Genomic DNA, 24726 nt, shown 5'->3' with positions numbered 1-24726 from the left:
ACCCGCGCCCGCCCGCCGGGCGGCGCGGATCACGTCACCGCGTGCCGGCGTCGGCCGTGCTCCCGGTTCCGGTCACCGGACGCGGGGCCGGGCGCGTGGGCGTGCGCCGGTCCGCCGCCGGCCGCCGACTCCGCGCGGGCGGCCGCGACGGCCTCGTGGATCACCTGTGGCCGGGGCCAGGCGAGCGCCGCCACCGACATGATCAGTACCCCCGCGGCGCTCCACACGCCGACCACCGACGGGACCGAGAAGCGCTCGGCGAGCGCGCCCGTGGCCAGCACCGCGGCGCCCTGGATGATCTGTGTGCCGCTGGCCATGACGCCGAACGCCCGGGCCCGGAAGCCGTCCGGGAGCGCCTGCACGAACAGGCCGTTGGCGACCGGGACGAGCCCGGCGACGGCGAAGCCGCACCCGGCGGCCAGCAGCGCCACCACCGCCGGCGGCGGGTTGAACAGCGCGGGTACGAGCGTCGCCGGCGCGATGATCATCAACGGTCGCATCAGCGTCAGCCGCCGCTCCGGGCCGACGAGCCGGCTGATGGTCAGCCCGCCGAGGATGTATCCGACCGGGACGGCGGCCATGATCAGACCTTGGGCGGTGCCGGCGTCCATCCGGCCGTCGGTCCGGTCGGCGGCCCAGCCCGCGGCCAGCCCTTCGGGGACGATCGAGAAGAGCATCGCGCTGAACACCAGCACCGCGATGGCGCGCAGCACCGGCCGCTCGAAGACGATCCGGAAGCCCTGGACGGTCTCCCGCAGCAGGTGGCTACGGTGCACCTCGGCCATCGCCGGTGGCCGCTCGCGTACGCCGAAGCGGACGATCGCGGCCGACACGGCGAAGGTCACGGCGTTGACGAGCAGGGCGGTGTTCGGGTTGAGGGCCGCCACCGTGGCGCCGATCAGGTAGCCGACGACCTGGGCGGCCTGGCCGGCGCTGGTGAACGCGGCCAGGCCCACGACCAGCCGGTCCCCGGTCAGGATGTGCGGCATCAACGCGGACCGCGCCGCCTGGCTCGGCGGGTTCGCGAGCGTGGCCAGGAAGATCAGCGCGAAGATCGACCAGGTCGGCATCCAGGGCATCGCGACCAGCGCCATCAGCGCCATCCGCAGCAGGTCGCAGATGACCATGACCCGGCGGTAGTGGTGCCGCTCGGCGAGCGCGGAGAGCAGCGGGCCGCCGACCAGCCAGGGGAGGTAGCTGGCGGCGAATGCGGCGGCGGAGAGCGCGACCGAATCGGTCTCGCGCAGCACGAGCACGGTGACCGCGGCGCGGGCCAGGTAGTCGCCCACCCAGGAGAGGGTGTTGGCGGCGAAGATGGCGCGGAACTCCGACTGACCGAAGACGTCCCGGAAGGTGGCCGGGGCATCCCGGGCGGGTCGCGCGTCGGACACCGTCGCCTCCATCGTTCCTGGTCGACCACTTGTGATGGCCCGACCGGGAACCGTCGTCAGATCGATCGATCAGCGAGGACACGAGCACGCCCCCCGGTGGAGCGTGTGCACCGGATTCTGCCCGATCGTCTGACAACTGGCTAGGGCGAACGGATTGATCGTCGCATCTCCGACTGAACGAACGGACGATACCCGAGGGGCCGCGCGGTGCGGAACCCCGGAAATCGTCCGGCTCGTCCGGTGGCTCAGGTGGGTCCGCCGGTACCGGTACCCTCGGCGGCGGGCGGCGCCGGCGGCTGGACCGGGAGGCCGGGGAACAGCCGGGCAGCCGCGATCTGCGCGACGATCCCCGAGTTCTCAAGCGCCTCCGCGAGGCGGCGGCGCAGCTCACGCCCGACCGCGAACTGCCCGTCCGCGGTGGTCTTGACGACGGTACGGATCACCGCGCCGTCGACGGTCATCTGCTCGACGCCCAGGACCTCCGGCTGCTCCACGATGCTCGGCGCCAGCTCCGGGTCCAGCGCCACCGACGCCGCCGCGGTACGCAGCACGGCGGTGGCCTCCTCGGTGCCGGCGAACCCGATCGGCAGGTCGACCACGACGAGCGCCCAGCCCTGGCTCTTGTTCCCGACGCGGACGATCTCGCCGTTACGGATGTACCAGAGCACGCCCCGGCCGTCCCGGACCGTGGTGACCCGCAGCCCGACCGCCTCGACCACGCCTGTCGCCTCGCCCAGGTCGACCGTGTCGCCGACGCCGTACTGGTCCTCGATCAGCATGAACAGGCCGGCGATCAGGTCCTTGACCAGGCTCTGCGCGCCGAAGCCGAGCGCCACGCCGGCGATGCCCGCGCTCGCCAGCAGCGGGGCCAGGTCGAAGCTGAACTCCTTGAGCACCATCAGCAGCGCGATGCCGAAGACGAACGCGGTGACCATGCTGCGCAGCACCGACCCGATCGCCTCGGCCCGCTGCCGCCGCCGCTCCGGCACGAACTGGTCCGGGTCGAGTGCGGCGCTGGGGATCCGCTCGCGCAGCGGGCGCAGCATGGTCGGCACCGCGCCGTCGGTGGTGGTCCGCACCAGCCGGTTGATGGTCCGGTGCAGCGCCCACCGGGCGGCCACCGCGAGCAGCAGGATCAGCGCCACCCGCAGCGGCTTGAACAGGATCCAGTAGCTGCTCTCGGCGAACCAGGCGGAGTTCGTCACTCGGTACACCCACTCGCAGGAGCTGCTGCCCTGGCAGTCCGGCTTCCGGTCGGAGACGGCGGCCAGCACGGCGGAGATCAGGTCGGAGACGTTCACTCTGCTTTCGTACCGCACGCCCGGCGGGCGACGGACACCGCCACCTCGGCGAAGGGCCGCCGGGCGGGGGGTAGCCCGGATTAGTACGTGCAATCCGGGGCGCGATCAGGGACTATTGGCGCAACGGACGTCGGTGATCCGGCCGGCGTCGGAGCCGTTCCGCGCTGTCCGCGGGGCGGTTCCGGCGCAGACGAGGCGGGAGCGACTGGACCGGGAGGGTGAGCGCGATGCCTGACATACGACCCACGGCGGGCTCCGGTGCACTCGTTCTCAACGCCACCTACGAGCCCCTGTGCGTCGTGTCGGTGCGTCGTGCCGCGATCCTCGTCCTCAGCGCCAAGGCGGTCTGCGTCAAAGACGGCGAGGGCATCCTGCACAGCGCGCGCAACGCGTTACCGGTGCCCTCGGTCGTACGCCTGACCCGCTACGTCCGGGTGCCGTACCGCACCCACGTCGGGTTGTCCCGGCGGGCGGTGTTCGCCCGCGACGGGTGGCGGTGCGCGTACTGCCGGGGGCCGGCCGAGACCATCGACCACGTCTTCCCGCGCAGCCGGGGCGGCCGGCACGCCTGGGAGAACGTGGTCGCCGCGTGCGCGCGGTGCAACCACACCAAAGGCGACAAGACCCCGGCCGAGCTGGGCTGGCGGCTGCACCACCTGCCGGCCGCGCCCAAAGGAGCCGCCTGGCGGGTGCTCGGGCACCGCGCCCCCGACCCGCGCTGGGCGGACTGGCTCGACCTGCGCGAGCCCGAGCCCGAGGCGGCCTGACCCGCCCGCTCAGCGCGCCTTGACCAGCGCGGCGTAGACGACCAGGTTGTCCGCGTACCCGGTCTCGCCGCCCACCCAGCGCCCGCCGCAGGTGATCAGCCGCAGGTTGGGCCGGCTGAAGTCGCCGTAGACGTCCTCCACCGGCAGTTTCTCCTTGCCGTACCGCTCGATCGACGTCACCTCGAACACCGCCACCGAGCGGTCCTCGCGGGTCACCTCGATCCGGTCGCCGTCGTCCAGCTCCCTCAGCCCGTGGAAGACGGCCGGACCGGTGGTGGTGTCGACGTGCCCGACGAGCACCGCCGGGCCGTACTGGCCGGGCGTGGGGCCCTGGTCGTACCAGCCGACCTCGCCGGCCCGCTCCACGTCCGGCACGGCGATGCTGCCGTCCGGCGCGATGCCGACCCGGTGCACCGGCGCGCGCAGGTCGAGCTTGCCGATGCTCAGGCCGGTCGGTGGACTGGCCGGCAGCACCGGGAACTTCTTCGGCGGCGGGCGCAGGCCGGCGACGATCCGGTCCGGCAGCACGCTGACGCCGGTCACCCGTTCCACACCGAGCATGGCCACGATCAGCGCCATCACGCTCGCCACCACGAGCACCGGGACACCCGGGTTGCGGCTCGGGGCGTACCGGCGGGTGGTGGTCCTGGCGGCGCGGGCCGGTACCGGCCGGGACTGCGGGTCGGCGGTGGCGACGCTGGCCGAGAACGCGTGCCCGGCGACGTGGGCGAACCGGCGCGCGGCGCGGGACGTCAGCCGCAGCGCGGCCCGGAGCCGGCCGGCGCGCTGTCGCGACCGGCGGCCGGGACGGGCGGCGTCGCGGCGTCTGCGGTCCGCCGCCGGGCCGGTACGGTCCCGGCGGCGCGATGAGCGGGCCATTGCGGCACCTCTCGTCAGGCACGGCCGCCGGTCTTACGGCGGGCACTCACACCGGCCACCACTGCCACCGCGACCAGACCGCCGACGAGCAGCAGCGAACCGGTGCCCCGGCTACCCGCGGTGCCACCGCCGCCGGTCGCCGGTCCCTTGCTCGGCTGCGCCATGTTGAGCACGGTGAGCATGGTCGAGGCGGTGTTGCCGTTGGAGCAGTCCAGGTTCACCGGGTAGTCGCCGGGCGCCTTGTTGCCGGGCACGGTGACCGAGCCGGTGAGGAAGCCGTTGTCCGGCCGCAGCGTCACCCGCCCGAAGGCGTCCGAGGTGACCTGCGCCTGACGGTTGTTGCTGTTGTCGCAGCCGGCCCGCAGGTTGACCCGGGAACCGGCCTGGACGCTGTTCGGCGTCACCTCGATGAACACGCTCTCGCCGGCCCGGGCCGGCGGCGCGGTGGTCAGGACGAACGCCGCCACCAGGCCGAACAGGCCCAACAGGGACGACAACGCACGATGTGACAGGAGCCCTCGCATGGTTCCCCCCTCCCGGCGCGACGGTGCGCCGGACCACTGACGGGCAGCGGCGCCTGCTTTCCCGGAGGGCGGGGGAAGCTAACGGGGCGCCTTGACCACGGGGTGCCAGGCCAGCGGGGTGGAGAGCACCATCGTGCTGGATGGCTGCCCGTACGGCGCGAGGCGGTCGATGACCTCCTCGAACTCGCCCATGTTGGTGGCGGCGACCTTGAGCATGCTGCACGCGTCACCGGTGATCCGGTGGATCTCCATGATCTCCGGCCAGCCCGCGACGTCGGGGTCGTTGAGGATGCAGCGCGCGCCGTAGCAGGACATCCGGATCAGGGCGAGCACCGTCCGCCCGGCCCGGGTGAGGTCGACGTGGGCGTGGTAGCCGGTGATCACACCGGCTTCCTCCAGCCGCCGGACCCGCTCGGCCACAGCGGGCGGCGACAGGTGGACCCGGCGGGACAACTCGCTGTACGACAGCCGGGCGTCGGCTTGGAGCTCGCGCAGCAGCGCCCAGTCCATGTCGTCCACGCGCGGACCTTCCTTCCGTAAAGACGGCGACGCGAGATGGTTTCGGTTCGCGAAGTGAGACCACCATACCGCCGTTGAACAGGCATTCCATTCGGCCGCCCACCAGCGGGATCATGACGTCTACCCCGCGCACGGACGGAGAATGACTGTGGAACAGACGACGGCGGTGCGCCCGGTAACCCCCCAGGAACGGGCGGCTCGGGCGGCGCGCAACGGCGGCGAGCCGACACTGGAGTTCGCCGACCGCGTGCCGTACGACGCGTACGTGCGGGCCAGCACGCTGCACCGGCTCCAGGAGCCACTCAGCGACGACCCGGGCGAGATGTCCTTCCTGATGGTCAGCCAGATCATGGAGCTGTACTTCGGCCTTACCTGCCACGAGTTGCGGCACGCCAAGCGCGAGCTGCGCGAGGACCGGATCTGGGAGGCCCTGCCCCCGCTGCGCCGCGCCGCCCTGCACCTGGAGGGCCTCAACGCCGCCTGGCACGGCCTGCGCTGGATGAGCCCGGCCGACTTCAACCGCTTCCGCGACCGGCTCGGCGAGGGCTCCGGCTTCCAGTCCGCCATGTACCGGCAGCTGGAGTTCCTGCTCGGCCTGCGCGACCGGGCGCTGATCCGCCCGTTCCGCCGGCAGACCGAGGTGTACGACGAGCTGACCGCCGCGCTCGCCACGCCGAGCCTCTGGGACGAGGTGGTGGCGCTGCTGGCCCGCAAGGGCTTCGACGTGCCGGCCGAGCTGCTGTCGCGGGACGTGAACGTCGAGCACGAGGGACACCCGGCGATCGAGGCGGCCTGGGTCCGGATCTACGGCGACAACGGGCCGGACAACCACCTCCGCCTGCTCGGCGACGCGCTGACCGAGATCGCCGAGGAGTTCGGCGACTGGCGCTGGAACCACGTCAAGGCCGTCCAGCGCACGATGGGCGCCAAGGTCGGCAGCGGCGGGTCCGCCGGACTGGCATGGTTGCAGCGCAGCATGGCCCGGGTGGTCTTCCCGGAGCTGTGGTCGGCCCGCACCGCGATGTGACGAGAGAGAACAGCATGCACACCCCCGAGAACGAAGCCCTCCGCCGCGACGCCGCAGACCCCGGCCACCGGCACCTGTTCCACATCCCACCCGCCGACGGCGGGCGCTACCCGGACACGGCGTACCTGGCGGGCAACTCGCTCGGCCTCCAGCCCCGGGCCACCCGGGACGAACTCCTCGCCGACCTGGACGCCTGGCGGCGCCTGGGCGTCGAGGGGCACCTGGAGTCGGAGCGGCCCTGGCTGCCGTACCACGAGCTGCTGACCGCACCGGCCGCCCGCCTGGTCGGCGCGCTGCCCGCGGAGACCGTGGTGATGAACTCCCTCACGGTGAACCTGCACCTGCTGATGGTCAGCTTCTACCGGCCGGCCGGCGAGCGCACCCGCATCGTCATCGAGGACAGCGCGTTCCCCTCGGACAGCTACGCGGTGCGCAGCCAGGCCCGCTTCCACGGCCTGGACCCGGACACCACTGTGGTACGCCTCATGCCGCGTCCCGGCTCGGATACGCTCGGCACCGAGGACGTGCTGGACTTCCTGGCCCGCGAGGGCCACACGGTGGCGCTGCTGATGCTCGGCGGCGTGAACTACCTGACCGGCGAGCTGATGGACATCCCCGCCATCACCGCCGCCGGCCGCGCCGCGGGCGCCGTCGTCGGCTGGGACCTGGCGCACGCCGCGGGCAACGTGCCGCTGGCGCTGCACGACTGGGACGTGGACTTCGCCGCCTGGTGCTCGTACAAGTACCTCAACTCCGGCCCGGGCGCGCTGGGCGGTGTCTTCGTCCACGAGCGGCACCTCGGCGACCCGTCGATCCCGCGGTTCGAGGGCTGGTGGAGCACCGAGGCGGCCACCCGGTTCGAGATGACCCCGGTGTCCCGGCCGCCGGCCACCGTGGAGGCGTGGCAGATCTCCAACCCGCCGATCTTCGCGATGGGCCCGGTGCGTACCTCGCTGGAGCTGTTCGACTCCGTCGGCATGCCGGCGCTGCGCGAGCGCAGCCTGCGGCTCACCGCCTTCCTGGAGCAGCTGCTCGACGAGGTGACGCCCGGTCGTCCGCTGAGCGTGGTCACCCCGCGCGACCCGGCCCGGCGCGGCTGCCAGCTCTCCGTCCGGATCGGCGTGGGAAGCGCGAACGAGTTGACCAAGCGGCTGCGGCACGAGCACGGCGTGGTCGCCGACGCCCGGGAGCCGGACATCGTCCGGTTCGCGCCGGTGCCGCTCTACTCCACGTACCACGACTGCTGGCGGGTCGCCGAGGCGCTGGCCGCGACGTTCGACAAGGAGGGCTCGTGAGCGTGACGAGTGAGCGCGACGAGATCGCGGTGGTCGGCGCCGGGCTGGCCGGCTGTCTGCTGGCCTGCTACCTGGCCCGCCGCGGCTACCCGGTGGCCCTCTACGAGCGGCGGCCCGACCCGCGTACCGGCACCGTCGAGCGGGGCCGGTCGATCAACCTGGCGCTGTCCGAGCGGGGCCTGGACGCGCTGCGCCGCATCGGCCTGGAGGACGAGGTGATGACGGACGCGCTGCCGATGCGCGGCCGCATGATCCACCCGGTCGAGGGCGAGCCGGAGTTCCAGTCGTACAGCGGCTCCGGGGACCGCGCGATCAACTCGATCAGCCGGGGCGCGCTGAACAACGCGCTGCTCGACGCCGCCGCCGCGCTGCCGAACGTGCGCGTCGCGTTCGACCACCGGCTGGTCGGGCTCGCCCCGCTCGGCGGCGAGATGACGTTCGAGACCCCGCAGGGCAAGGTCACCGCCACCGCCTCGGTCATCCTCGGCGCCGACGGCGCCGGCTCCGCGGTGCGCGGGCAACTGCTCGCGTACGGGGGCCTGACCGAGAGCCTGGACTTCCTCGACTACGGCTACAAGGAGCTGACCATCCCGCCGCTGGGCGGGGAGTTCGCGCTCGACCCGGGCGCGCTGCACATCTGGCCGCGCGGCACCTCGATGATGATCGCGCTGCCGAACCCGGACCGCTCCTTCACCTGCACGCTGTTCTGGCCCACCCACGGCACCCGCAGCTTCGCGTCGCTGAGCAGCCCGGCGGCGATCGAGCGGTTCTTCGCCACCCACTACCCGGACCTGGTCCCGCTCGCGCCGAACCTGGTCGACGACTACCAGCACAACCCGGTCGGTGTGCTCGGCACTGTGCGCTGCACGCCGTGGCAGGTAGCAGGCAAGGTCGGCCTGATCGGCGACGCCGCGCACGCCATCGTGCCGTTCTACGGCCAGGGCGCGAACTGCGCGTTCGAGGACGTGGTCGAGCTGGACCGCTGCCTGGACGAGTGCGACGACGAGTGGGCCGCCGCGCTGCCGCTGTTCCAGCACCGCCGTCAGGACAACGCCGAGGCGATCGCCCGGATGGCGCTGGCGAACTTCGTGGAGATGCGGGACAAGGTCGCCTCGCCGGTGTTCCGCACCCGCAAGCAGGTCGAGCACGCGCTGGAGCGCGCGCTGCCCGGCCGCTACGTCTCCCAGTACGAGCTCGTCTCCTTCTCCACCACCCCGTACGCGCAGGTGCGCCGCCGGGTGCGTGCGCAGTACGCGGTGGTCGGCGCGGTCGCGGCCGGCGCGGTCGCGCTGCTGGCCGGTGGTGTCCGCGCGGCGCTGGGGAGGCGGCGATGACGCTCTGGGATCCCCGGCTGATGACCGGCCACGCGCCGCACGGCCCCGGCCTGCTGCGCAACTTCGTCGGCGGCGAGTTCGTCGACGCCGGTTCCCGGTTCACCAAGCGCAGCCCGGTCACCGGCGAGCCGGTGTTCGAGGTGGTCGAGGCGTCGCAGTCGACAGTGGACGACGCGGTCGCCGCGGCCCGGGCGGCGCTGCGCGGCCCGTGGGGCCGGATGGGGGAGCGGGAACGCGCCGAGGTGCTGCGCCGGGTCGCCGACGAGCTGGAACGGCGCTTCGACGACCTGGTCGCCGCCGAGGTCGCGGACACCGGCAAGGCCATCTCGCAGGCCCGGACGCTCGACATCCCGCGCGGCGCGGCGAACTTCCGGGCATTCGCCGAGATCGTGGCGACCGCGCCCACCGAGTCGTTCACCACTGTCACCCCGGCCGGGGGCCGGGCGCTGAACTACGCGGTCCGCAAGCCGGTCGGCGTGGTCGCGGTGATCGTGCCGTGGAACCTGCCGCTGCTGCTGCTCACCTGGAAGGTCGCCCCGGCCCTGGCCTGCGGCAACGCCGTCGTGGTCAAGCCCAGCGAGGAGACCCCCGCCTCCGCCACGCTGCTGGCCGAGGTGATGGCCGCGGCGGGCGTGCCGGACGGCGTGTTCAACCTGGTGCACGGCTTCGGCCCCGGCTCGGCCGGCGAGCACCTGACCCGGCACCCCGGTGTGGACGCGATCACGTTCACCGGCGAGTCGGCGACCGGCAGCGCGATCATGCGCGCCGCCGCCGACGGGGTGAAGGCGGTCAGCTTCGAGCTGGGCGGCAAGAACGCCGGCCTGGTGTTCGCCGACGCCGACCTGGACGCGGCGGTCGCCGGTTCGGTGCGGTCCAGCTTCACAAACGGCGGCCAGGTGTGCCTGTGCACCGAGCGCATCTACGTGCAGCGGCCGGTGTTCGAGGAGTTCACCGCGCGGCTGGCCAAGCGTGCCGACGAGCTGGCGTACGGCTGGCCGGACGACGAGGCGACGGCGAACATGCCGCTCATCTCGCACGGCCACCGGGACAAGGTGCTCGGCCACTACGCGCTGGCCCGTACCGAGGGCGCCGAGGTGCGCGCCGGTGGCGGCACGCCGCGCTTCGGCGACGCCCGCGACGGCGGGGCGTACGTGCAGCCGACGGTGCTCACCGGCCTCGGCGCGGACGCCCGCACCAACCAGGAGGAGATCTTCGGACCGGTGGTGCACGTCGCGCCGTTCGACGACGAGGACGAGGCGTTCGCGCTCGCGAACGGCACCGCCTACGGCCTCGCGGCGACGGTGTGGACGCGGGACGTGGGCCGGGCGCACCGGGCCGGCGCCCGGCTCGACGCCGGCATCGTCTGGGTGAACACCTGGTTCCTGCGCGACCTGCGTACCCCGTTCGGCGGGGTGAAGGCGTCGGGTGTCGGCCGCGAGGGCGGCGTGCACTCGCTCGACTTCTACTCCGAGCTGACAAACGTCTGCGTGGATCTCACATGAGCGCGCGTGGTGGGCAGAATGGCCGGAATCCCCAGCGACGTGAGCGAGGAGCCGCCATGACCGTGGACATCGAGGCCGCCAACCGGGAACTGGCAGTGGCCCGGCAGGACGGGAAGCCCTGCCCGCCGCTGCGCGGCCGGCTGCTGCCCGAGGGCGACATCGAGGCCGCGTACCAGGTGCAGCAGGTCTACACCCGGCAGCGGCTGGGCAAGGGACACCGCCGCGTCGGCGCGAAGATCGGCCTGACGTCGCGGACCGTCCAGGAGAGCTTCGGCGTCTTCCAGCCCGACTTCGGGGTGCTCTTCGACGACATGGCCGTCGGTGACGGCGTCGAGGTGCCGATCGACCGGCTGCTCCAGCCGCGGGTGGAGGCGGAGATCGCCTTCGTGCTCGGCGCGGACCTGCCGGACGAGCGGGTCACCACTGTCGACCTGATCCGGGCGGTGGACCACGTGCTGCCGGCCATCGAGATCGTCGACTCGCGGATCGCGGACTGGGACATCTCCATCGTGGACACGGTGGCGGACAACGCCTCCAGCGGGCTGTTCGTGCTCGGCACCGCGCCCCGGCGGCTCGCCGACGTGGACCTGCGGCTGTGCGGCATGGTACTGGAGCACGCCGGTGAGCCGGTCTCGGTCGGCGCGGGCGCGGCCTGCCTCGGCAATCCGCTGCACGCGCTGCAGTGGCTGGCCGGCACGATGGCCCGCGCCGGTGACCCGCTGCGGGCCGGCGACGTGGTGCTCTCCGGCGCGCTCGGCCCGATGGTGCCGGTCACGCCCGGCGCCGCGTACGAGGCGCGCATCTCCGGGCTCGGCTCGGTGCGTACCTGTTTCTCCTCGGAGGGAACGTCATGACTGTCGGAGTGGCGGTGCTCGGGTCGGGCAACATCGGCACCGACCTGATGATCAAGGTGCTGCGGCTCAGTGAGAGCCTGCGCATGGTGGCGATGGCCGGTATCGACCCGGACTCGGACGGTCTGGCCCGGGCCCGCCGGCTCGGCGTGACCACCACCGCCGAGGGCGTCGACGGCCTGGTCGCGCTGCCCGAGTTCGCGGACGTCCAGCTCGTCTTCGACGCCACCTCGGCCGGCGCGCACAAGCGTCACGACGAGGTGCTGCGGGCACACGGCCGTACCGTCGTCGACCTGACGCCTGCGGCTATCGGCCCGTACGTGGTGCCGCCGGTGAACCTCGACGAGCACCTGGGTGAGCCGAACGTCAACATGGTGACCTGCGGCGGACAGGCGACGGTGCCGATCGTGCACGCGGTCGGCCGGGTCACCCCCGTCGCGTACGGCGAGATCGTCGCCTCGATCGCCTCGAAGTCGGCCGGTCCGGGCACCCGGGCCAACATCGACGAGTTCACCGAGACGACCGCCCGCGCCATCGAGGTGGTCGGCGGCGCCGAGCGCGGCAAGGCCATCATCGTGCTGAACCCGGCCGACCCGCCGCTGCTGATGCGGGACACGGTCTACTGCCTGTGCCCGGACGCCGACGCCGACCGGGTGAAGATCGCCGCCTCGGTGGCCGACATGGTGAAGACCGTGCAGGAGTACGTGCCCGGCTACCGGCTCAAGCAGGACGTGCAGTTCGACGCCGTGGACACGTACGCGCCGGTGCTCGGCCGGCACTTCACCGGCCTCCAGGTGTCGGTGTTCCTGGAGGTCTCCGGCGCCGGGCACTACCTGCCCGCGTACGCCGGGAACCTGGACATCATGACGTCGGCCGCGCTGCGTACCGCGGAGCGGCTGGTGGCGCTGCGTTCCCCGGAGGGGGCATCCCGATGACCGACCTCTACATCCAGGACGTGACGCTGCGCGACGGCATGCACGCCATCGGGCACCGCTACACGGTCGACCAGGTGCGTACCATCGCCGCCGCGCTCGACGCCGCAGGTGTGGCGGCGGTCGAGGTGGCGCACGGCGACGGCCTGGCCGGTTCCAGCGTCAACTACGGGCACGGCGCTGCCGCCGACGCGGACTGGATCGCCGCCGCCGCCGAGGTGCTGACCACCGCGCGGCTCACCACGCTGCTGCTGCCGGGCATCGGCACCATCGCCGACCTGAAGGCGGCCAAGGCGCTCGGCGTGACAAGCGTCCGGATCGCCACGCACTGCACCGAGGCGGACATCTCCGCCCAGCACATCGCGTGGGCCCGGGAGAACGACATGGACGTCTCCGGGTTCCTGATGATGTCGCACCTCAACGACCCGGCCGGGCTGGCCGCGCAGGCCAAGCTCATGGAGTCGTACGGCGCGCACTGCGTCTACGTCACCGACTCCGGCGGGCGGCTGCTGATGTCGGACGTGGGGCAGCGCGTCGACGCGTACCGGCAGGTGCTGGAACCGGAGACGCAGATCGGCATCCACGCGCACCACAACCTGTCGCTGGGTGTGGCGAACAGCGTGCTCGCGGTCGAGCACGGCCGGATCCTCGGCGACGGCCCGGTCGGCTCGCCGTCCGGGCGGACCGTCCGGGTGGACGCGTCGCTGGCCGGCATGGGCGCGGGCGCGGGGAACGCGCCGCTGGAGGTCTTCGTCGCGGTCGCCGAGCTGCACGGCTGGAAGCACGGCTGCGACGTGTTCGCGCTGATGGACGCCGCCGACGACCTGGTCCGCCCGTTGCAGGACCGGCCGGTCCAGGTCGACCGGGAGACGCTCTCCCTCGGGTACGCGGGCGTCTACTCCAGCTTCCTGCGGCACGCCGAGCGGGCCTCGGCCAAGTACGGCGTGGACGTCCGCTCGATCCTGGTCGAGCTGGGCCGCCGCCGGATGGTCGGCGGCCAGGAGGACATGATCGTGGACGTGGCACTGGACCTGGCGAGCAAGGAGACCTCATGATCGGGCCGGACATCGCCGGCATCGCGGAGAAGCTGGGTGCGGCGGCCGACGACGCCACCGCGATCCCGCAGCTCGCCGCCGAGACCGGCCTCGACGTCGACGCCGCGTACGCGGTGCAGACCGCGCTGGTGCAGCGCCGCCTCGACCGGGGTGAGCGGCTGGTCGGCCTCAAGATGGGGCTCACCAGCAAGGCCAAGATGGCGCAGGTCGGCGTGGACGAGGTGATCTGGGGCCGGCTGACCGACGTGATGCGGGTGCCCGACGGCGGCGGCGTCGACGTCGGCGACTTCATCCACCCCCGGGTCGAGCCGGAGGTGGCGTTCCTGCTGGACCGGCTGCCCGACCCGGGCGAACCGGTCGGCTCGTTCACCCGTGCCGTGCGCGCGGTCGCCCCGGCGATCGAGCTGATCGACTCGCGGTACGCGAACTTCACCTTCTCGCTGCCGGACGTGATCGCCGACAACACCTCGGCCGCCGCGTTCGTGGTCGGGCCGTGGTCGCCGGTGCCGGACGGGCTGGACAACCTCGGCGTGCTGCTGGAGATCGACGGGCGGGTGGCGCAGGTCGGCTCGACCGCCGCCATCCTCGGCGACCCGCGCCGCGCGCTGGACGAGGGGCTGCGGCTGGCCGGCCGGCACGGCGTACGGCTGCGCAAGGGTTGGGTGTTCCTGGCCGGCGCGGCCACCGCCGCGGTGCCGCTGCGCCCCGGGGCGCACGTCCGCGCCACTGTGGAGAAGCTGGGTTCCGCCTCCCTGAAGGCCCTCCCATGACCGCCCGCGTGGTGGCCGGCAAGGCCGTGCCGCGGGGCGCGTTCCCGCACGTCAAGGTGGCCGGCGGGTTCGTCTACGTCTCCGGTACGTCGTCGCGCCGGCCGGACAACACGTTCGCCGGGGTGTCGGTGGACGAGTTCGGCACCACCGACCTGGACATCCGCGAGCAGACCCGGGCCGTGATCGAGAACATCCGCGACCTGCTCCGCTCGGTCGGCGCCGACCTGAGCGATCTGGTGCAGGTCACCAGCTACCTGGTCAACATGAACGACTTCGGCGGCTACAACGAGGTGTGGGCGGAGTTCTTCGACGCCACCGGGCCGACCCGGACCACAGTCGCCGTGCACCAGCTTCCGCACCCGCATCTGCTGATCGAGATGCAGGCCGTCGCCCTACTTCCGTCGGGAGGTTCCCATGAGTGAGATCGCCGAGCCGTTCAGCTTCTCCGGCTGGATCGGCGAGAACCAGCACCTGCTCAAGCCCCCGGTGGGCAACAAGGAGATGCTGCCCGGCAGCGACGACTTCATCGTCATGGTGGTGGGCGGCCCGAACCAGCGCACGGACTTCCACGTCGACCCGTACGAGGAGTTCTTCTACCAGGTCAAGGGCAACATGCACATCAACCTGATGCTGCCCGAGGGCCCGCGTACGGTGCACGTGCGCGAGGGGCAGATGTGGATGCTGCCGCGCAACACCCCGCACTCGCCGCAGCGTCCCGAGGCCGGCTCGATCGGCATGGTGATCGAGCGGGTCCGCGAGGAGGGCACACTGGAGAAGTTCCAGTGGTACTGCGGCGAGTGCGACCACAAGGTGCACGAGGTCGAGTTGCAGGTCCGCGACATCGCCGCCGACCTGCCCCCGGTCTTCGCCGCGTTCTACGCCGACGAGAAGGCCCGCACCTGCGACAACTGCGGCGCGCTGCACCCGGGCAAGGGCTGACGCGTGCCGGTCGTGGACGTGCACACGCACGTCGTACCGAAGGGGTGGCCGGACCTCGCCGCGGCGTGCGGCGGGTCCGGCTGGCCCTGGCTGCGGGTGGACTCCGAGCGCGCCGCCATGATCATGGTGGGGGAGACGGAGTTCCGTCCGGTCGGCGCGCAGTGCTGGGACGCGCCGACCCGGCTGGCCGACATGGACGCCGACGGCGTGGACGTGCAGGTCGTCTCGCCCACCCCGGTGTTCTTCAGCTACGACCGCCCGGCCGACCAGGCGGCCAAGGTGGCCCGGATCTTCAACGACCTCACGCTGGAGGTCACCGCCGGCGGTGGCGGCCGGCTGGTGCCGTTCTGCCAGGTGCCGTTGCAGGACCCGGACGCGGCCTGCGCCGAGCTGGACCGTTGCCTGTCGGCCGGGCACGCCGGGGTGGAGATCGGCAACCACGTCGGTGACCGGGACCTGGACGACGAGGGCATCGTGCAGTTCCTGACCCACTGCGCCGAGGTCGGCGCGCCGGTGTTCGTGCACCCGTGGGACATGCCCGGCGGCCCCCGGCTGGACCGGTGGATGGCCCGCTGGCTGACCGGGATGCCGGCCGAGACACACCTTTCGGTGCTCGCGCTGATCCTCGGCGGCGTGTTCGACCGGGTGCCGGACACGCTGCGGATCTGCTTCGCGCACGGCGGCGGCAGCTTCCCGTTCTGGCTGGGCCGCGCCGACAACGCCTGGCACCGCCGCGGCGACCTGGTACGCGGCGCGTCGAGCGCACCGCCCAGCTCGTACGTCGACAGGTTCCACGTCGACTCGGTGGTCTTCGAACCGGCGGCGCTGCGGCTGCTCGTGGACACCCTGGGCACCGAGCGGGTGCTGCTCGGCAGCGACTACCCGTACCCGCTGGGGGAGCGGCCGGTCGGTGACGTGGTGCACCGGGCGGACTTCCTCACCGACGCGCAGCGGGACGCGCTGCTCGGCGGCAACGCGCTGCGGTTCCTCGGCCGCCGCTGAAGCCGGCGCGGGTGCGTCCGTCGTCGCCCTAGAGTCGACGGACGCACCCGGCGCTGTTCAGGACCGGCCGGACGTGTCGCCGGGCCTCCCGGCCGCCGTACCGGCAGGATGGACGGCATGGCCGAGCCGCACGACCTGACCGCGCTGGAACAGGCCGCCGCGATCCGCCGGGGCGAGCTGTCCAGCCTGGAACTGGTCGAGCACCACCTGCGCCGGGTCGAGGCACTCGGCGAGACCGTCGGCGCGTTCGTCACCGTCACCGCCGAACAGGCCCGTGCCGCCGCCCGCGCCGCCGACGCGCTCGCGGCCGAGGAACGGTGCCCGCTGCACGGCGTTCCGACCGCGATCAAGGACCTCACGCTCACCGCCGGGGTCCGCACCACATTCGGCTCGGCCGCCTTCGCCGACTTCGTCCCGCCCGTCGACGCCGACGTGGTCCGCCTCATGGCCGACGCCGGCCTGGTCAGCCTCGGCAAGACCACCACCTCCGAACTGGGCTGCTCGCTCTACTCGGAGGGACTGGTGGCGCCGCCGGCCCGCAACCCGTGGGACCTCGCGTACACCGCGGGCGGGTCCAGCGGCGGCGCGGCCGCAGCGGTCGCCGCCGGGCTGGTGCCGGTGGCGCAGGGCTCCGACGGTGGCGGCTCGCTGCGCATCCCGGCCGCGCTCTGCGGGCTGGTCGGCTACAAACCCAGCCGGGGCATGGTCTCCGGCGGGCCGCTCGGCTTCGGCGGCTTCGGGCTGCCGGTGAACGGGCCGATCGGCCGTACCGTCGCCGACGTGGCCGCGCTGCTCGACGTGCTCGCCCGCCCGGTACCCGGCGAGCCGTACCTGCCGCCGGCCGCGCCCGCCGGCGGCTACCTCGGCGTCACCCGCGCCGCCCGCGTCACCGGCCCCGGCCGGCTGCGCGTCGGCCGCTTCACCACGCCGATGCTCGCCGACGAACCGGTCCACCCGGACTGCGTGGCCGCCGTCGACCGGGCCGCCGCGCTGCTCAGCGACGCCGGCCACGAGGTGGTCGACGTCCCCGCGCCGCTCGGCCCCGAGGCGTGGCCGCTGTTCGAGACCGTCTGGTACGCGCTGGCTGTCACCCCCGTCCCGGCCGGGCGGGAGGGCGACCTGCTGCCGCTGACCCGGTACCTGCGCGAGCGCGGCGAGGCGCTCGGCGCGGCCCGGCTGATGGCCGCGCTCGGCGAGCTCCAGGCGCAGGTACGCCGTGGCGTACGCCGTACCGCCGGGTGTGACCTGCTGCTCTGCCCTACGCTCGCGGCCCCGCAGGCGCCGGTGGGCGCGTTCGCCGCCCTCGAACCGGCAGCGGACTTCGACCGGCAGCGGCGCTTCTCGCCGTACTGCGCGGTCTTCAACGTCACGGGCGATCCGTCCGTTTCGTTACCTCTCGGACGGACCACCGACGGGCTTCCGGTCGGGGTGCTCCTCACCGGCCGGTACGGCGACGACGCGACACTGCTCGCCACTGCCGCGCAACTGGAGCACCGGAGTGACGGATGGGATCAGCACCCCGCAATCTGGCGGGCCGCCGACTCCGCTAACGTGAACATCACAAGTGACGTGGGGCGCGACCGGTCCTGACCGGCCGACCCGCACCATTCCTGGTCTCTCTTTCCGCCTGGGGGCGTTGGGATTGTCTGTTACCGAGACGTTGGTGGTCTTCGTCGGCATCCCGGCCGCCGCGGTGCTGCTGATCGCCGCCCTGGCGGCCGTCGGCAGCCGCGGCAACGGTGGCGGCGCCAAGCGCTACCGGCCGGGCCGGCCCTTCGACTTCACTCCGGTCTGGTTCCTGGGCCGTCCGGAGCAGCTGGCCGACTCGGCCGGCACGGCGCTGGCCGCCGGGGCGCAGGCGCCGGCGTTGACCAGCCGCAAGCAGGAACAGGCCGGCCGGGAGGCGCCGGCCGGTGGAACCGGAGGCGCAAGTGACCGTTGGTGAAGCGCGGCCCACGACGGGGACGGGCACCCCGCCCGACGTGCTGGACGGACCGTTCTCGACCCGTCAGCTGCTCCGCATCGACGAGGCGCTTCGCCTCGCCGACCAGGGCACCGGCCTGGTCTTCTCGGTCTACGTCGGCGGCCTCGACGAGCCGATCCGGGAACACGCCGAGCGGCTGCACCGCCAGCTCGCCGACCCGGACCGCTCGGTGCTGATCGCGGTGTCGCCCAACCAGCGGCAGCTGGAGATCGTCACCGGCAAGTACGCGCGCAAGCGCATCCCGGACACGTACGCCAAGCTGGCCGCGCTCTCCATGGTGGCTTCCTTCGGCGGCGGCGACCTGGCCGGCGGCATCATCCAGGGCCTCGACCAGCTCGCCAGCCACGCCGGCAAGGGCTGATCCCCGCCCGTACACACGACGAAGCCCGGCCCGCGTATACGCGGGCCGGGCTTTCTCGTGTCAGCGGGGCGGGCCCCACGACAGCGGCCGGGGCCGGCGCGGGCTGCCACCCGCGCCGGCCCCGGCCGGCGTGCCTCACTCAGGCGCTGCGCGCGTCCCGTTCCCGGGCCTTCAGCGCGCGGACCACGCCGTCGCGACCCTCAGCCACCAGCCGCCGCAGCGACGCCGGCCGCCCGTCCTGGGCCAGCCACGCGTCGGTGGCCGCCACCGTGTCCTCCTCGACCAGGTACGCCGGGTAGGCGAGCTGCACGAACTCCTGCGCCGGCTCGCTGTCGCGCTGCGCCCACACCTGGTCCACCGTGGCGAAGTACCGCTCCCGGTAGGGCGCGGTCAGCTCGACCTGCGCCGGGTGGGTGAAGCCCTGCAGCAGCGCCCGGTTGCGCCAGTTGGGCAGCGCGTCCGGGCCGGTGAGCAGCGCCCACACCGCCGCCTTGTTCTCGGCGGTCGGCACCAGCGCGTGCGCGTACGCGGCCTCCCGCTCGCCGCTGGCGGTACGGTCGGCGGCCAGCTCCGCGTCAACGTCGGCAGCACTCGCCGCACCGTTGGCGACGAGCGACTGGAGCACCGCCCAGCGCAGCTCGGTGTCCACGGTCAGGCCCTCCGGCACCCCGTTGCCGTCCAGCCAGCCGCGCAGCGTCGCCAGGTCCTCGCCGGAGCGGGCCGACGAGGCGTACGCCCGGGCCCAGGCGAGCTGGAAGCCGCTGCCCGGCTCGGCCGCCGCGAGCGCGGTCCGGGCGGTACGGGACAGGTCGGCCCAGCCGGTCGGCGCCCACGCCGGGTCGGCGTAGAAGGTGAGGGCCGTGGTCGCCTGCCGCAGCGTCGCCGTCACCAGGTTGATGTCGGTCTCGGCGGTCAGCCCGGCCAGCACCAGCGCCACGTAGTCGCGGGCCGACAGCTCGGCGTCACGGGTCATGTCCCACGCGGCGGTCCAGCACAGCGCCCGCGCCAGCGACGAGTCGAAGCCGGCGATGTGCTGCACCACAGTGGCCATCGACCGCTCGTCCAGCCGCAGCTTGGCGTACGTCAGGTCCTCGTCGTTGAGCAGCAGCACGTCGGCGGCCCGCTTGCCGTGCAGCTCGGACAGCTCGGTCAGCTCGCCGGTCACGTCCGTCTCGATCAGCTCCCGGCGCACCAGCCGGCCGTCGGTCAGGTCGTACAGGCCGACGCCGATGCGGTGGGTACGCAGCGTCGGGTAGCCCGACGGCGCCTCCTGGCGGACCACCACCCGCTCGTACGTGCCGTCGGCGCCGATGGTCACCTCCGGGCGCAACGTGTTCACCTGCGCGGTCTCCAGCCATTGGGCGGCGAACTTGCGCAGCTCCCGGCCGGAGGCCGCCTCCAGCTCGGACAGCAGGTCGTCGAACGTGGCGTTGCCCCAGGCGTACTTGCCGAAGTAGGCGCGCAGACCGGCCAGGAACGGCTCCTCACCCACGTACGCGACGAGCTGCTTGAGCACGCTCGCGCCCTTGGCGTACGTGATGCCGTCGAAGTTGACCTCGACGGCCTCCAGGTCCGGCATCTCGCAGTAGACCGGGTGGGTGGAGGAGAGCTGGTCCTGCCGGTAACCCCAGTTCTTGCGGATCGACAGGAACGTGGTCCACGCGTCGGTGAAACGGGTGGCGTGCGTGTTGCACCAGTGGCTGGCCCACTCGGCGAACGACTCGTTCAGCCACAGGTCGTTCCACCAGCGCATGGTGACCAGGTCACCGAACCACATGTGCGCCAGCTCGTGCAGGATCGTGTTGGCGCGCTGCTCGTACTCGAAGTCGGTGACCTGCGACCGGAAGATGTAGTGCGACTCGGCGTGCGTGACGCAGCCGAAGTTCTCCATCGCGCCGGCGTTGAAGTCCGGCACCCAGAGCTGGTCGTACTTGGGCAGCGGGTAGCGGACGCCGAACTTCTCCTGGAAGAAGTCGAAGCCCTGCGTGGTGATCAGGTGCAGGTCGTCGGCGTCCATGTGCGGGGCCATGCTGGCCCGGCAGAAGTAGCCCATGTCGATGCCGTCGTGGCTGTGGCGCACCTCGTGGTACGGCCCCGCGCAGAGCGCGGTGATGTAGGTGCTCATCCGCTCCGAGACGGTGAAGTGCACCGTCTTCAGGCCCTCACCGGCCGCCTCCTCGCGCTCCACCGGCATGTTCGACACGACCCGCCAGTGGTCCGGGACGGTGGCGTGCCAGGTGTAGACGCTCTTCAGGTCGGGCTGGTCGAAGCAGGCGTAGACCTTCTGCGCGTCGGCGGTCTCGAACTGGCTGTAGAGGTAGGTCTCGCCGTCCACCGGGTCGACCGTGCGGTGCAGGCCCTGCCCGCTGTTGGAGTAGCCGAAGTCGGCGTCGACCACCAGCACGTTCTCGGCGGCCAGGCCGCTGAGCGTGAGTCCCTTCTCGGCGGACCAGCCGGACAGGTCCACCGGCTCGCCGTTGAGCGTGGCCGACCGCACCGATTCCGCGGCTGTCTCGATGAACGTCGTCGCCCCCGGTTCGGCGCAGCGGAACCGGACCTCGGTCACCGAGCGGAACGTGCGACCGGTGGGCTGCACCGCGGTCGACAGGTCAAGGCTGATGTCGTACCCGGTCACCTCGAGCAGGCGGGCCCGCTCGGTAGCCTCGACCTGGGTCAGGTTGCGCACTCCCGGCACTGTTCGTCTCCATCCCACTCGTCTCGCCGCGCCCCGCGGCGCCGGTACTGCCCGGCCGCTCGTGACGGCCCGTCGAGAACCGAGTCTTCCATGCACGGACCGCTCTCGGTGGTCGAGGTCACGCTCTCATTCCGGTACCTGTCGATGCGGTACGGGGTGAGGATCGGAGGTGACCGCGCCGGAGCCCCGGCGCGACGATGTCGTGAAGGGAAGACACAGTGACCGAACGTGTCACCGCGGACATGTGGTTCGACCCGCTGTGCCCGTGGGCGTGGATCACCTCCCGTTGGCTGCTGGAGGTCGAGCAGGTCCGGGACGTGGACATCCGGTTCCACGTGATGAGCCTGTCCGTGCTCAACGAGGGCCGGGAGTTGCCGGCGGAGTACCAGGACCTGATGGTCAAGGGCTGGGGCCCGGTACGGGTGTGCATCGCCGTCGAGCAGGCGCACGGCGCCGAGGCGCTGGCGAAGCTCTACACCGCGATGGGCAACCGGATCCACCTCAAGAAGGAGGAACTGGGCCGCGACATGCTCGCGGGCGCGCTCACCGACGTCGGGCTGGACCCGGCGCTCGCCGACGCGGCCGAATCCACCCAGTACGACGAGGCGCTGCGGGCCAGCCACGAGGCGGGCATGCGGCCGGTCGGCACCGACGTGGGCACCCCGGTGATCCACGCGCCCGGCCCGGACGGCAAGCAGGTCGCCTTCTTCGGCCCGGTGATCACGCCGGCACCGAAGGGCGAGGCGGCCGGCCGGCTCTGGGACGGCGTACTGCTGGTCTCCGCCACCCCCGGGTTCTACGAGCTGAAGCGCACCCGCGAACAGGGCCCGATCTTCGACTGAGGTGAAAGGAAGGGCCCCTTCTTAACACCGGCAGCGCGCCCCGAGCCCCGCACCGCCCGTCACCGGGCCGGTGCGGGGCTCGTTTCACCGGGTGTCCCAGCCGACGGCCCGCGGGGCCGCAACACGGCAGCTCCTGGAGGCGTTCCCATGGCCAAGCACCGCCACATGTCCGACGACGCGCCGCAGCAGGCGACCGAGGACTCCGGTGCGACGTACTGGTCGGTGACCGAGAGCGACTGGCCGGCGGGCCCGGCCGAGGTGGCCGACCTGCTGGCCCCGCCGATCGTGGTCGGCGTGGCCCGGGTGGTGGCCACCTCGCGGATGACACCGCCGGCCGAGACCGTCCGGCCCGCCCGCGCGCCGTCGCGGTCCGGCCCCGCCGCCCACCCGGCCGCCGCGGGTGCGACGACGGTACGCCTCAACGCCGGCTCCCGCCCGGCCCCGCCGGTGCGCCGCCCCGCCCCGGGCCGGCACCGCAACCCCACCGCCTGAGCTGCCTTCCTTTCACCTGGTGGTAAGGGGGTGAGTCCGGCGGCGGGGGTGATCGGGGCCCGGGTAGCGTCAGCGGACATGACGGTCGTGCACCCGATCACCCGGGCCTGGATCACCACTGGCGGCACCGGCGCGCAGAACTACGACGAGTTCGCCGACGACGCGGAGATCACCTCCATCGTCGAAGCGAATCCGCACAGCGCCCTGGGCATCGAGATGCCCCACCGGGCGCCCGGCAGTCTCGGGAAGTCCTTCCTCGACGCGCTGCCGGACGCGGTGGCGCGCCTGGCCGAGGCGAAGGCGGACGGCAGCTACACGCCGGCCGAGCAGGTGGTGGTGCTCTACCGGATCAGCGCGCCGGGCGAGGAGAGCGCGTACGGGCTGTGGGTCATGGTCGACACCGACCAGATCTCCACCCGCGCCGACGAGCCGGGACTGGTGATCCGCAACGAGGACGTGTTCATCGCCAAGGTGCGCGAGCGCGTCGCGCTGGCCGAGGCGCTCGGTCACCTGCTCTCGCCCGTACTCCTGCTCCAGACCGGTAGGGGCGACGAGCTGCACGCCGCGCTCGCGGCGGCGACCGACGCGGCCGGTGCGCCCGCCGCGACGGACGTCGACCAGTCCGGCCGGACGCACGCGATCTGGCTGCTCGGTCCGGGCCCGGTGCAGGACGAGCTGACCGCGCTGGCCGGTGGCGGGGAGCTGGTGGTCGCGGACGGCAACCACCGCAGCCTGGCCGCGCAGACCGGCGGTTTCCCGCGCTTCCTCGCGGTGGTCACCACGCCCGCGTCGGTCGCCATCCAGCCCTACAACCGGCTGGTCAGCGAGCTGACCACCACGCCGGACGAGCTGCTCGACCGGCTGCGCGCGGCGGGCGCGGAGATCACCCCGGTGAACGGGCCGGCCGACGTGCCGGCGACCGGAGGCGTCGTGCACCTCTATCTCGGCGGCCGGGGGTACGCGGTGACGCTGCCGCACGTCGGCGCCGGTCGGCTGGAGAACCTCGACCACGCGCTCGTCGAGCGCCTGCTGCTGCGCGACGCGCTGGGCCTCGACCCGGGCGACAAGCGGATCACGTACGTGGGCGGCGACTACCCGGCGAACTGGCTCGTCGGTGAGGTCGACGCCGGCCGGGCCGAGCTGGCGGTGCTCGTCGCGCCGGTGACCGTCGACGACTTCGTCGCGGTGAACCTGGCCCGGGAGAAGATGCCGCGCAAGAGCACCTGGTTCACCCCGAAGGCGCGGGCCGGCCTGGTCGTGGCCGAGCTGCCGCACTGACCGTGTGACGAATCCGCCTCCGGGTCGCCGCCGGTTCGCCGGCCCGGAGGCGGGCCTGTCAGACTGCGCGGTATGCGCGTCTACCTGGGATCCGACCACGCCGGTTTCGAGTTGAAGGTGCACCTCGCCAACCACCTGGCCAAGCAGGGCTACGAGGTGGTGGACGTGGGACCGCACGTGTTCGACCCGGACGACGACTACCCGGCGTTCTGCCTGCACACCGGTGACCGGGTGGTCGGTGACCCGGGCAGCCTCGGCGTGGTGATCGGCGGTTCCGGCAACGGCGAGCAGATCGCCTCGAACAAGGTCGCGGGCGTCCGGGCGGCGCTCGCCTGGAACGTGGACACCGCCCAGCTGGCCCGTGAGCACAACGACGCGAACGTCGTGGCGATCGGCGCCCGGCAGCACACGCTGGACGAGGCGACAGCGCTGGTCGAGGCGTTCCTGACCACGCCGTTCTCCGGCAACCCCCGGCACAGCCGGCGCATCGAGCAGGTGGCCGCCTACGAGCAGAGCCGCCGCCTGCCCGAGCTGCCCGCCTGAGCGGACACCTCCGGGCTCAGCGCCCGTTGCGGGGCAGGTCCTCGCGCGGCACCCAGTTGCGACGGATGAGCACCACCCGCTGTTCGGCCTCGGCGAGGTCGTCCTCGGTGGGGCGGGCGGCGTCGCGTGCCCGCAGCGCGGCCGTCACGCTCACCTGCGACGAGCCGGAGCCGACCAGCCCACGCAGCCCGCGCTCGCCCTCCTCGGCGGGCGGCGCGGCGCGGCGTCCGCGGGGCTCCGGCTCGCCCGGCCGGCCGCCGCGCGGGGACCGGGGCACCACGTCGTCGTGTACGGGGGCGGTGCTGGCGGTGGTGCCGCCAGTGCCCGTGCCGTCGGCACCGGTTCCGGCGGTCTCCGTCGGCGGGGCGGCCTCGCCGTGATGCCGCAGCCGTCGTCGCCGTCGCTCCGCCTCACCCATCCCCCGACCGTACCGTCCCCGAGCC

Annotated in this window: 26 protein-coding genes; 19 read left to right on the top strand and 7 right to left on the bottom strand. The window is 72.9% G+C overall.

The annotated features are described in order from the left end of the window. Positions 1–29: 29 nt before the first annotated feature. A complete protein-coding gene (locus O7611_RS22095) occupies positions 30–1403 on the bottom strand; it encodes an MFS transporter (protein WP_194803394.1) in 1374 nt (457 codons plus the stop codon). A 233-nt stretch (positions 1404–1636) separates the two neighbouring features. Next, on the bottom strand, positions 1637–2692 hold the full coding sequence (locus O7611_RS22090; RefSeq protein WP_370585037.1) for a mechanosensitive ion channel family protein: 1056 nt from the start codon (positions 2690–2692) through the stop codon (positions 1637–1639). Positions 2693–2919: 227 nt separating this feature from the next. On the opposite strand from O7611_RS22090, the gene O7611_RS22085 reads away from it, so the two are divergent. Further along, a complete protein-coding gene (locus O7611_RS22085) occupies positions 2920–3459 on the top strand; it encodes an HNH endonuclease (RefSeq protein WP_194803396.1) in 540 nt (179 codons plus the stop codon). Between the two features lie 9 nt (positions 3460–3468). Here the strand turns inward: O7611_RS22085 and O7611_RS22080 are convergent, their stop codons facing one another. The 3 genes from O7611_RS22080 to O7611_RS22070 form a co-directional block, all read right to left on the bottom strand. Then, positions 3469–4338, bottom strand: a complete 870-nt coding sequence (locus O7611_RS22080) for a class F sortase (protein ID WP_194803397.1) — start codon at positions 4336–4338, stop codon at positions 3469–3471. 14 nt (positions 4339–4352) lie between these two features. Further along, positions 4353–4862: a hypothetical protein gene (locus O7611_RS22075; protein ID WP_135241659.1), complete on the bottom strand. Its 510-nt coding sequence runs from the start codon at positions 4860–4862 to the stop codon at positions 4353–4355. 78 nt (positions 4863–4940) lie between these two features. Continuing rightward, a complete protein-coding gene (locus O7611_RS22070) occupies positions 4941–5381 on the bottom strand; it encodes an Lrp/AsnC family transcriptional regulator (protein ID WP_013288068.1) in 441 nt (146 codons plus the stop codon). A 142-nt stretch (positions 5382–5523) separates the two neighbouring features. Here O7611_RS22070 and O7611_RS22065 point away from each other — a divergent pair, with 142 nt between their 5' ends. The 14 genes from O7611_RS22065 (at position 5524) to O7611_RS22000 (ending at position 18433) form a co-directional block, all read left to right on the top strand. Further along, entirely contained in the window at positions 5524–6408 is an 885-nt protein-coding gene (locus O7611_RS22065; RefSeq protein ID WP_194803398.1) for a tryptophan 2,3-dioxygenase, read from the top strand. Positions 6409–6422: 14 nt separating this feature from the next. Then, positions 6423–7703 (top strand): kynureninase, encoded by a 1281-nt coding sequence (gene kynU, locus O7611_RS22060; RefSeq protein WP_269697502.1) that lies wholly within the window; start codon positions 6423–6425, stop codon positions 7701–7703. A gap of 2 nt (positions 7704–7705) precedes the next feature. Continuing rightward, positions 7706–9037 (top strand): FAD-dependent oxidoreductase, encoded by a 1332-nt coding sequence (locus O7611_RS22055; protein ID WP_269698147.1) that lies wholly within the window; start codon positions 7706–7708, stop codon positions 9035–9037. Positions 9038–9057: 20 nt separating this feature from the next. Further along, positions 9058–10539: a 2-hydroxymuconic semialdehyde dehydrogenase gene (locus O7611_RS22050; RefSeq protein WP_194803426.1), complete on the top strand. Its 1482-nt coding sequence runs from the start codon at positions 9058–9060 to the stop codon at positions 10537–10539. A gap of 56 nt (positions 10540–10595) precedes the next feature. Continuing rightward, the gene (locus tag O7611_RS22045; RefSeq protein WP_120573580.1) at positions 10596–11393 is read left to right on the top strand and encodes a 2-keto-4-pentenoate hydratase; all 798 of its coding nucleotides are present in this window, start codon (positions 10596–10598) and stop codon (positions 11391–11393) included. Then, complete coding sequence (locus tag O7611_RS22040; RefSeq protein ID WP_194803400.1) at positions 11390–12325, top strand: acetaldehyde dehydrogenase (acetylating); 936 nt, start codon at positions 11390–11392, stop codon at positions 12323–12325. Before O7611_RS22045 ends, O7611_RS22040 begins: the two co-directional genes overlap by 4 nt. Next, positions 12322–13377, top strand: coding sequence for a 4-hydroxy-2-oxovalerate aldolase (gene dmpG / locus O7611_RS22035; RefSeq protein ID WP_269697501.1), 1056 nt, complete (start codon positions 12322–12324; stop codon positions 13375–13377). The genes O7611_RS22040 and dmpG overlap by 4 nt, the downstream gene beginning before the upstream one ends. Then, positions 13374–14147: a 2-keto-4-pentenoate hydratase gene (locus O7611_RS22030; protein ID WP_091423125.1), complete on the top strand. Its 774-nt coding sequence runs from the start codon at positions 13374–13376 to the stop codon at positions 14145–14147. The genes dmpG and O7611_RS22030 overlap by 4 nt, the downstream gene beginning before the upstream one ends. After that, positions 14144–14569 carry a RidA family protein gene (locus tag O7611_RS22025; RefSeq protein ID WP_194803402.1) on the top strand — a complete coding sequence of 142 codons (426 nt, stop codon included), beginning with the start codon at positions 14144–14146 and terminating at the stop codon, positions 14567–14569. Before O7611_RS22030 ends, O7611_RS22025 begins: the two co-directional genes overlap by 4 nt. Continuing rightward, positions 14562–15086, top strand: coding sequence for a 3-hydroxyanthranilate 3,4-dioxygenase (locus tag O7611_RS22020; protein WP_194803403.1), 525 nt, complete (start codon positions 14562–14564; stop codon positions 15084–15086). Before O7611_RS22025 ends, O7611_RS22020 begins: the two co-directional genes overlap by 8 nt. A 3-nt stretch (positions 15087–15089) precedes the next feature. After that, positions 15090–16088, top strand: coding sequence for an amidohydrolase family protein (locus O7611_RS22015; protein ID WP_194803404.1), 999 nt, complete (start codon positions 15090–15092; stop codon positions 16086–16088). Between the two features lie 117 nt (positions 16089–16205). After that, positions 16206–17678 carry an amidase gene (locus O7611_RS22010; RefSeq protein WP_194803405.1) on the top strand — a complete coding sequence of 491 codons (1473 nt, stop codon included), beginning with the start codon at positions 16206–16208 and terminating at the stop codon, positions 17676–17678. Between the two features lie 52 nt (positions 17679–17730). After that, the gene (ctaJ, locus tag O7611_RS22005; RefSeq protein WP_013475475.1) at positions 17731–18033 is read left to right on the top strand and encodes an aa3-type cytochrome oxidase subunit CtaJ; all 303 of its coding nucleotides are present in this window, start codon (positions 17731–17733) and stop codon (positions 18031–18033) included. Continuing rightward, the gene (locus O7611_RS22000) at positions 18020–18433 is read left to right on the top strand and encodes a DUF5130 family protein (RefSeq protein WP_091423148.1); all 414 of its coding nucleotides are present in this window, start codon (positions 18020–18022) and stop codon (positions 18431–18433) included. Before ctaJ ends, O7611_RS22000 begins: the two co-directional genes overlap by 14 nt. 139 nt (positions 18434–18572) lie before the next feature. On the opposite strand, the gene pepN is transcribed toward O7611_RS22000, so the two are convergent. After that, complete coding sequence (gene pepN, locus O7611_RS21995) at positions 18573–21119, bottom strand: aminopeptidase N (RefSeq protein ID WP_194803406.1); 2547 nt, start codon at positions 21117–21119, stop codon at positions 18573–18575. A gap of 227 nt (positions 21120–21346) precedes the next feature. Between pepN and O7611_RS21990 the strand changes: the two genes are divergently transcribed. The 4 genes from O7611_RS21990 (at position 21347) to O7611_RS21975 (ending at position 24283) form a co-directional block, all read left to right on the top strand. Then, positions 21347–21970 carry a mycothiol-dependent nitroreductase Rv2466c family protein gene (locus O7611_RS21990; protein WP_135241648.1) on the top strand — a complete coding sequence of 208 codons (624 nt, stop codon included), beginning with the start codon at positions 21347–21349 and terminating at the stop codon, positions 21968–21970. 147 nt (positions 21971–22117) lie between these two features. Next, complete coding sequence (locus O7611_RS21985; RefSeq protein WP_194803407.1) at positions 22118–22462, top strand: hypothetical protein; 345 nt, start codon at positions 22118–22120, stop codon at positions 22460–22462. Between the two features lie 78 nt (positions 22463–22540). After that, a complete protein-coding gene (locus O7611_RS21980) occupies positions 22541–23740 on the top strand; it encodes a DUF1015 family protein (RefSeq protein ID WP_194803408.1) in 1200 nt (399 codons plus the stop codon). Between the two features lie 72 nt (positions 23741–23812). Next, complete coding sequence (locus O7611_RS21975; protein ID WP_013288048.1) at positions 23813–24283, top strand: ribose-5-phosphate isomerase; 471 nt, start codon at positions 23813–23815, stop codon at positions 24281–24283. Between the two features lie 16 nt (positions 24284–24299). Here the strand turns inward: O7611_RS21975 and O7611_RS21970 are convergent, their stop codons facing one another. After that, positions 24300–24701, bottom strand: coding sequence for a hypothetical protein (locus O7611_RS21970; RefSeq protein ID WP_194803409.1), 402 nt, complete (start codon positions 24699–24701; stop codon positions 24300–24302). Between the last annotated feature and the right edge of the window lie 25 nt (positions 24702–24726).

The sequence above is a fragment of the Micromonospora sp. WMMC273 genome (assembly GCF_027460285.1).
Taxonomy (GTDB): Bacteria; Actinomycetota; Actinomycetes; order Mycobacteriales; family Micromonosporaceae; genus Micromonospora; species Micromonospora aurantiaca.
This window is presented reverse-complemented; position numbering and strand designations above follow the sequence as displayed.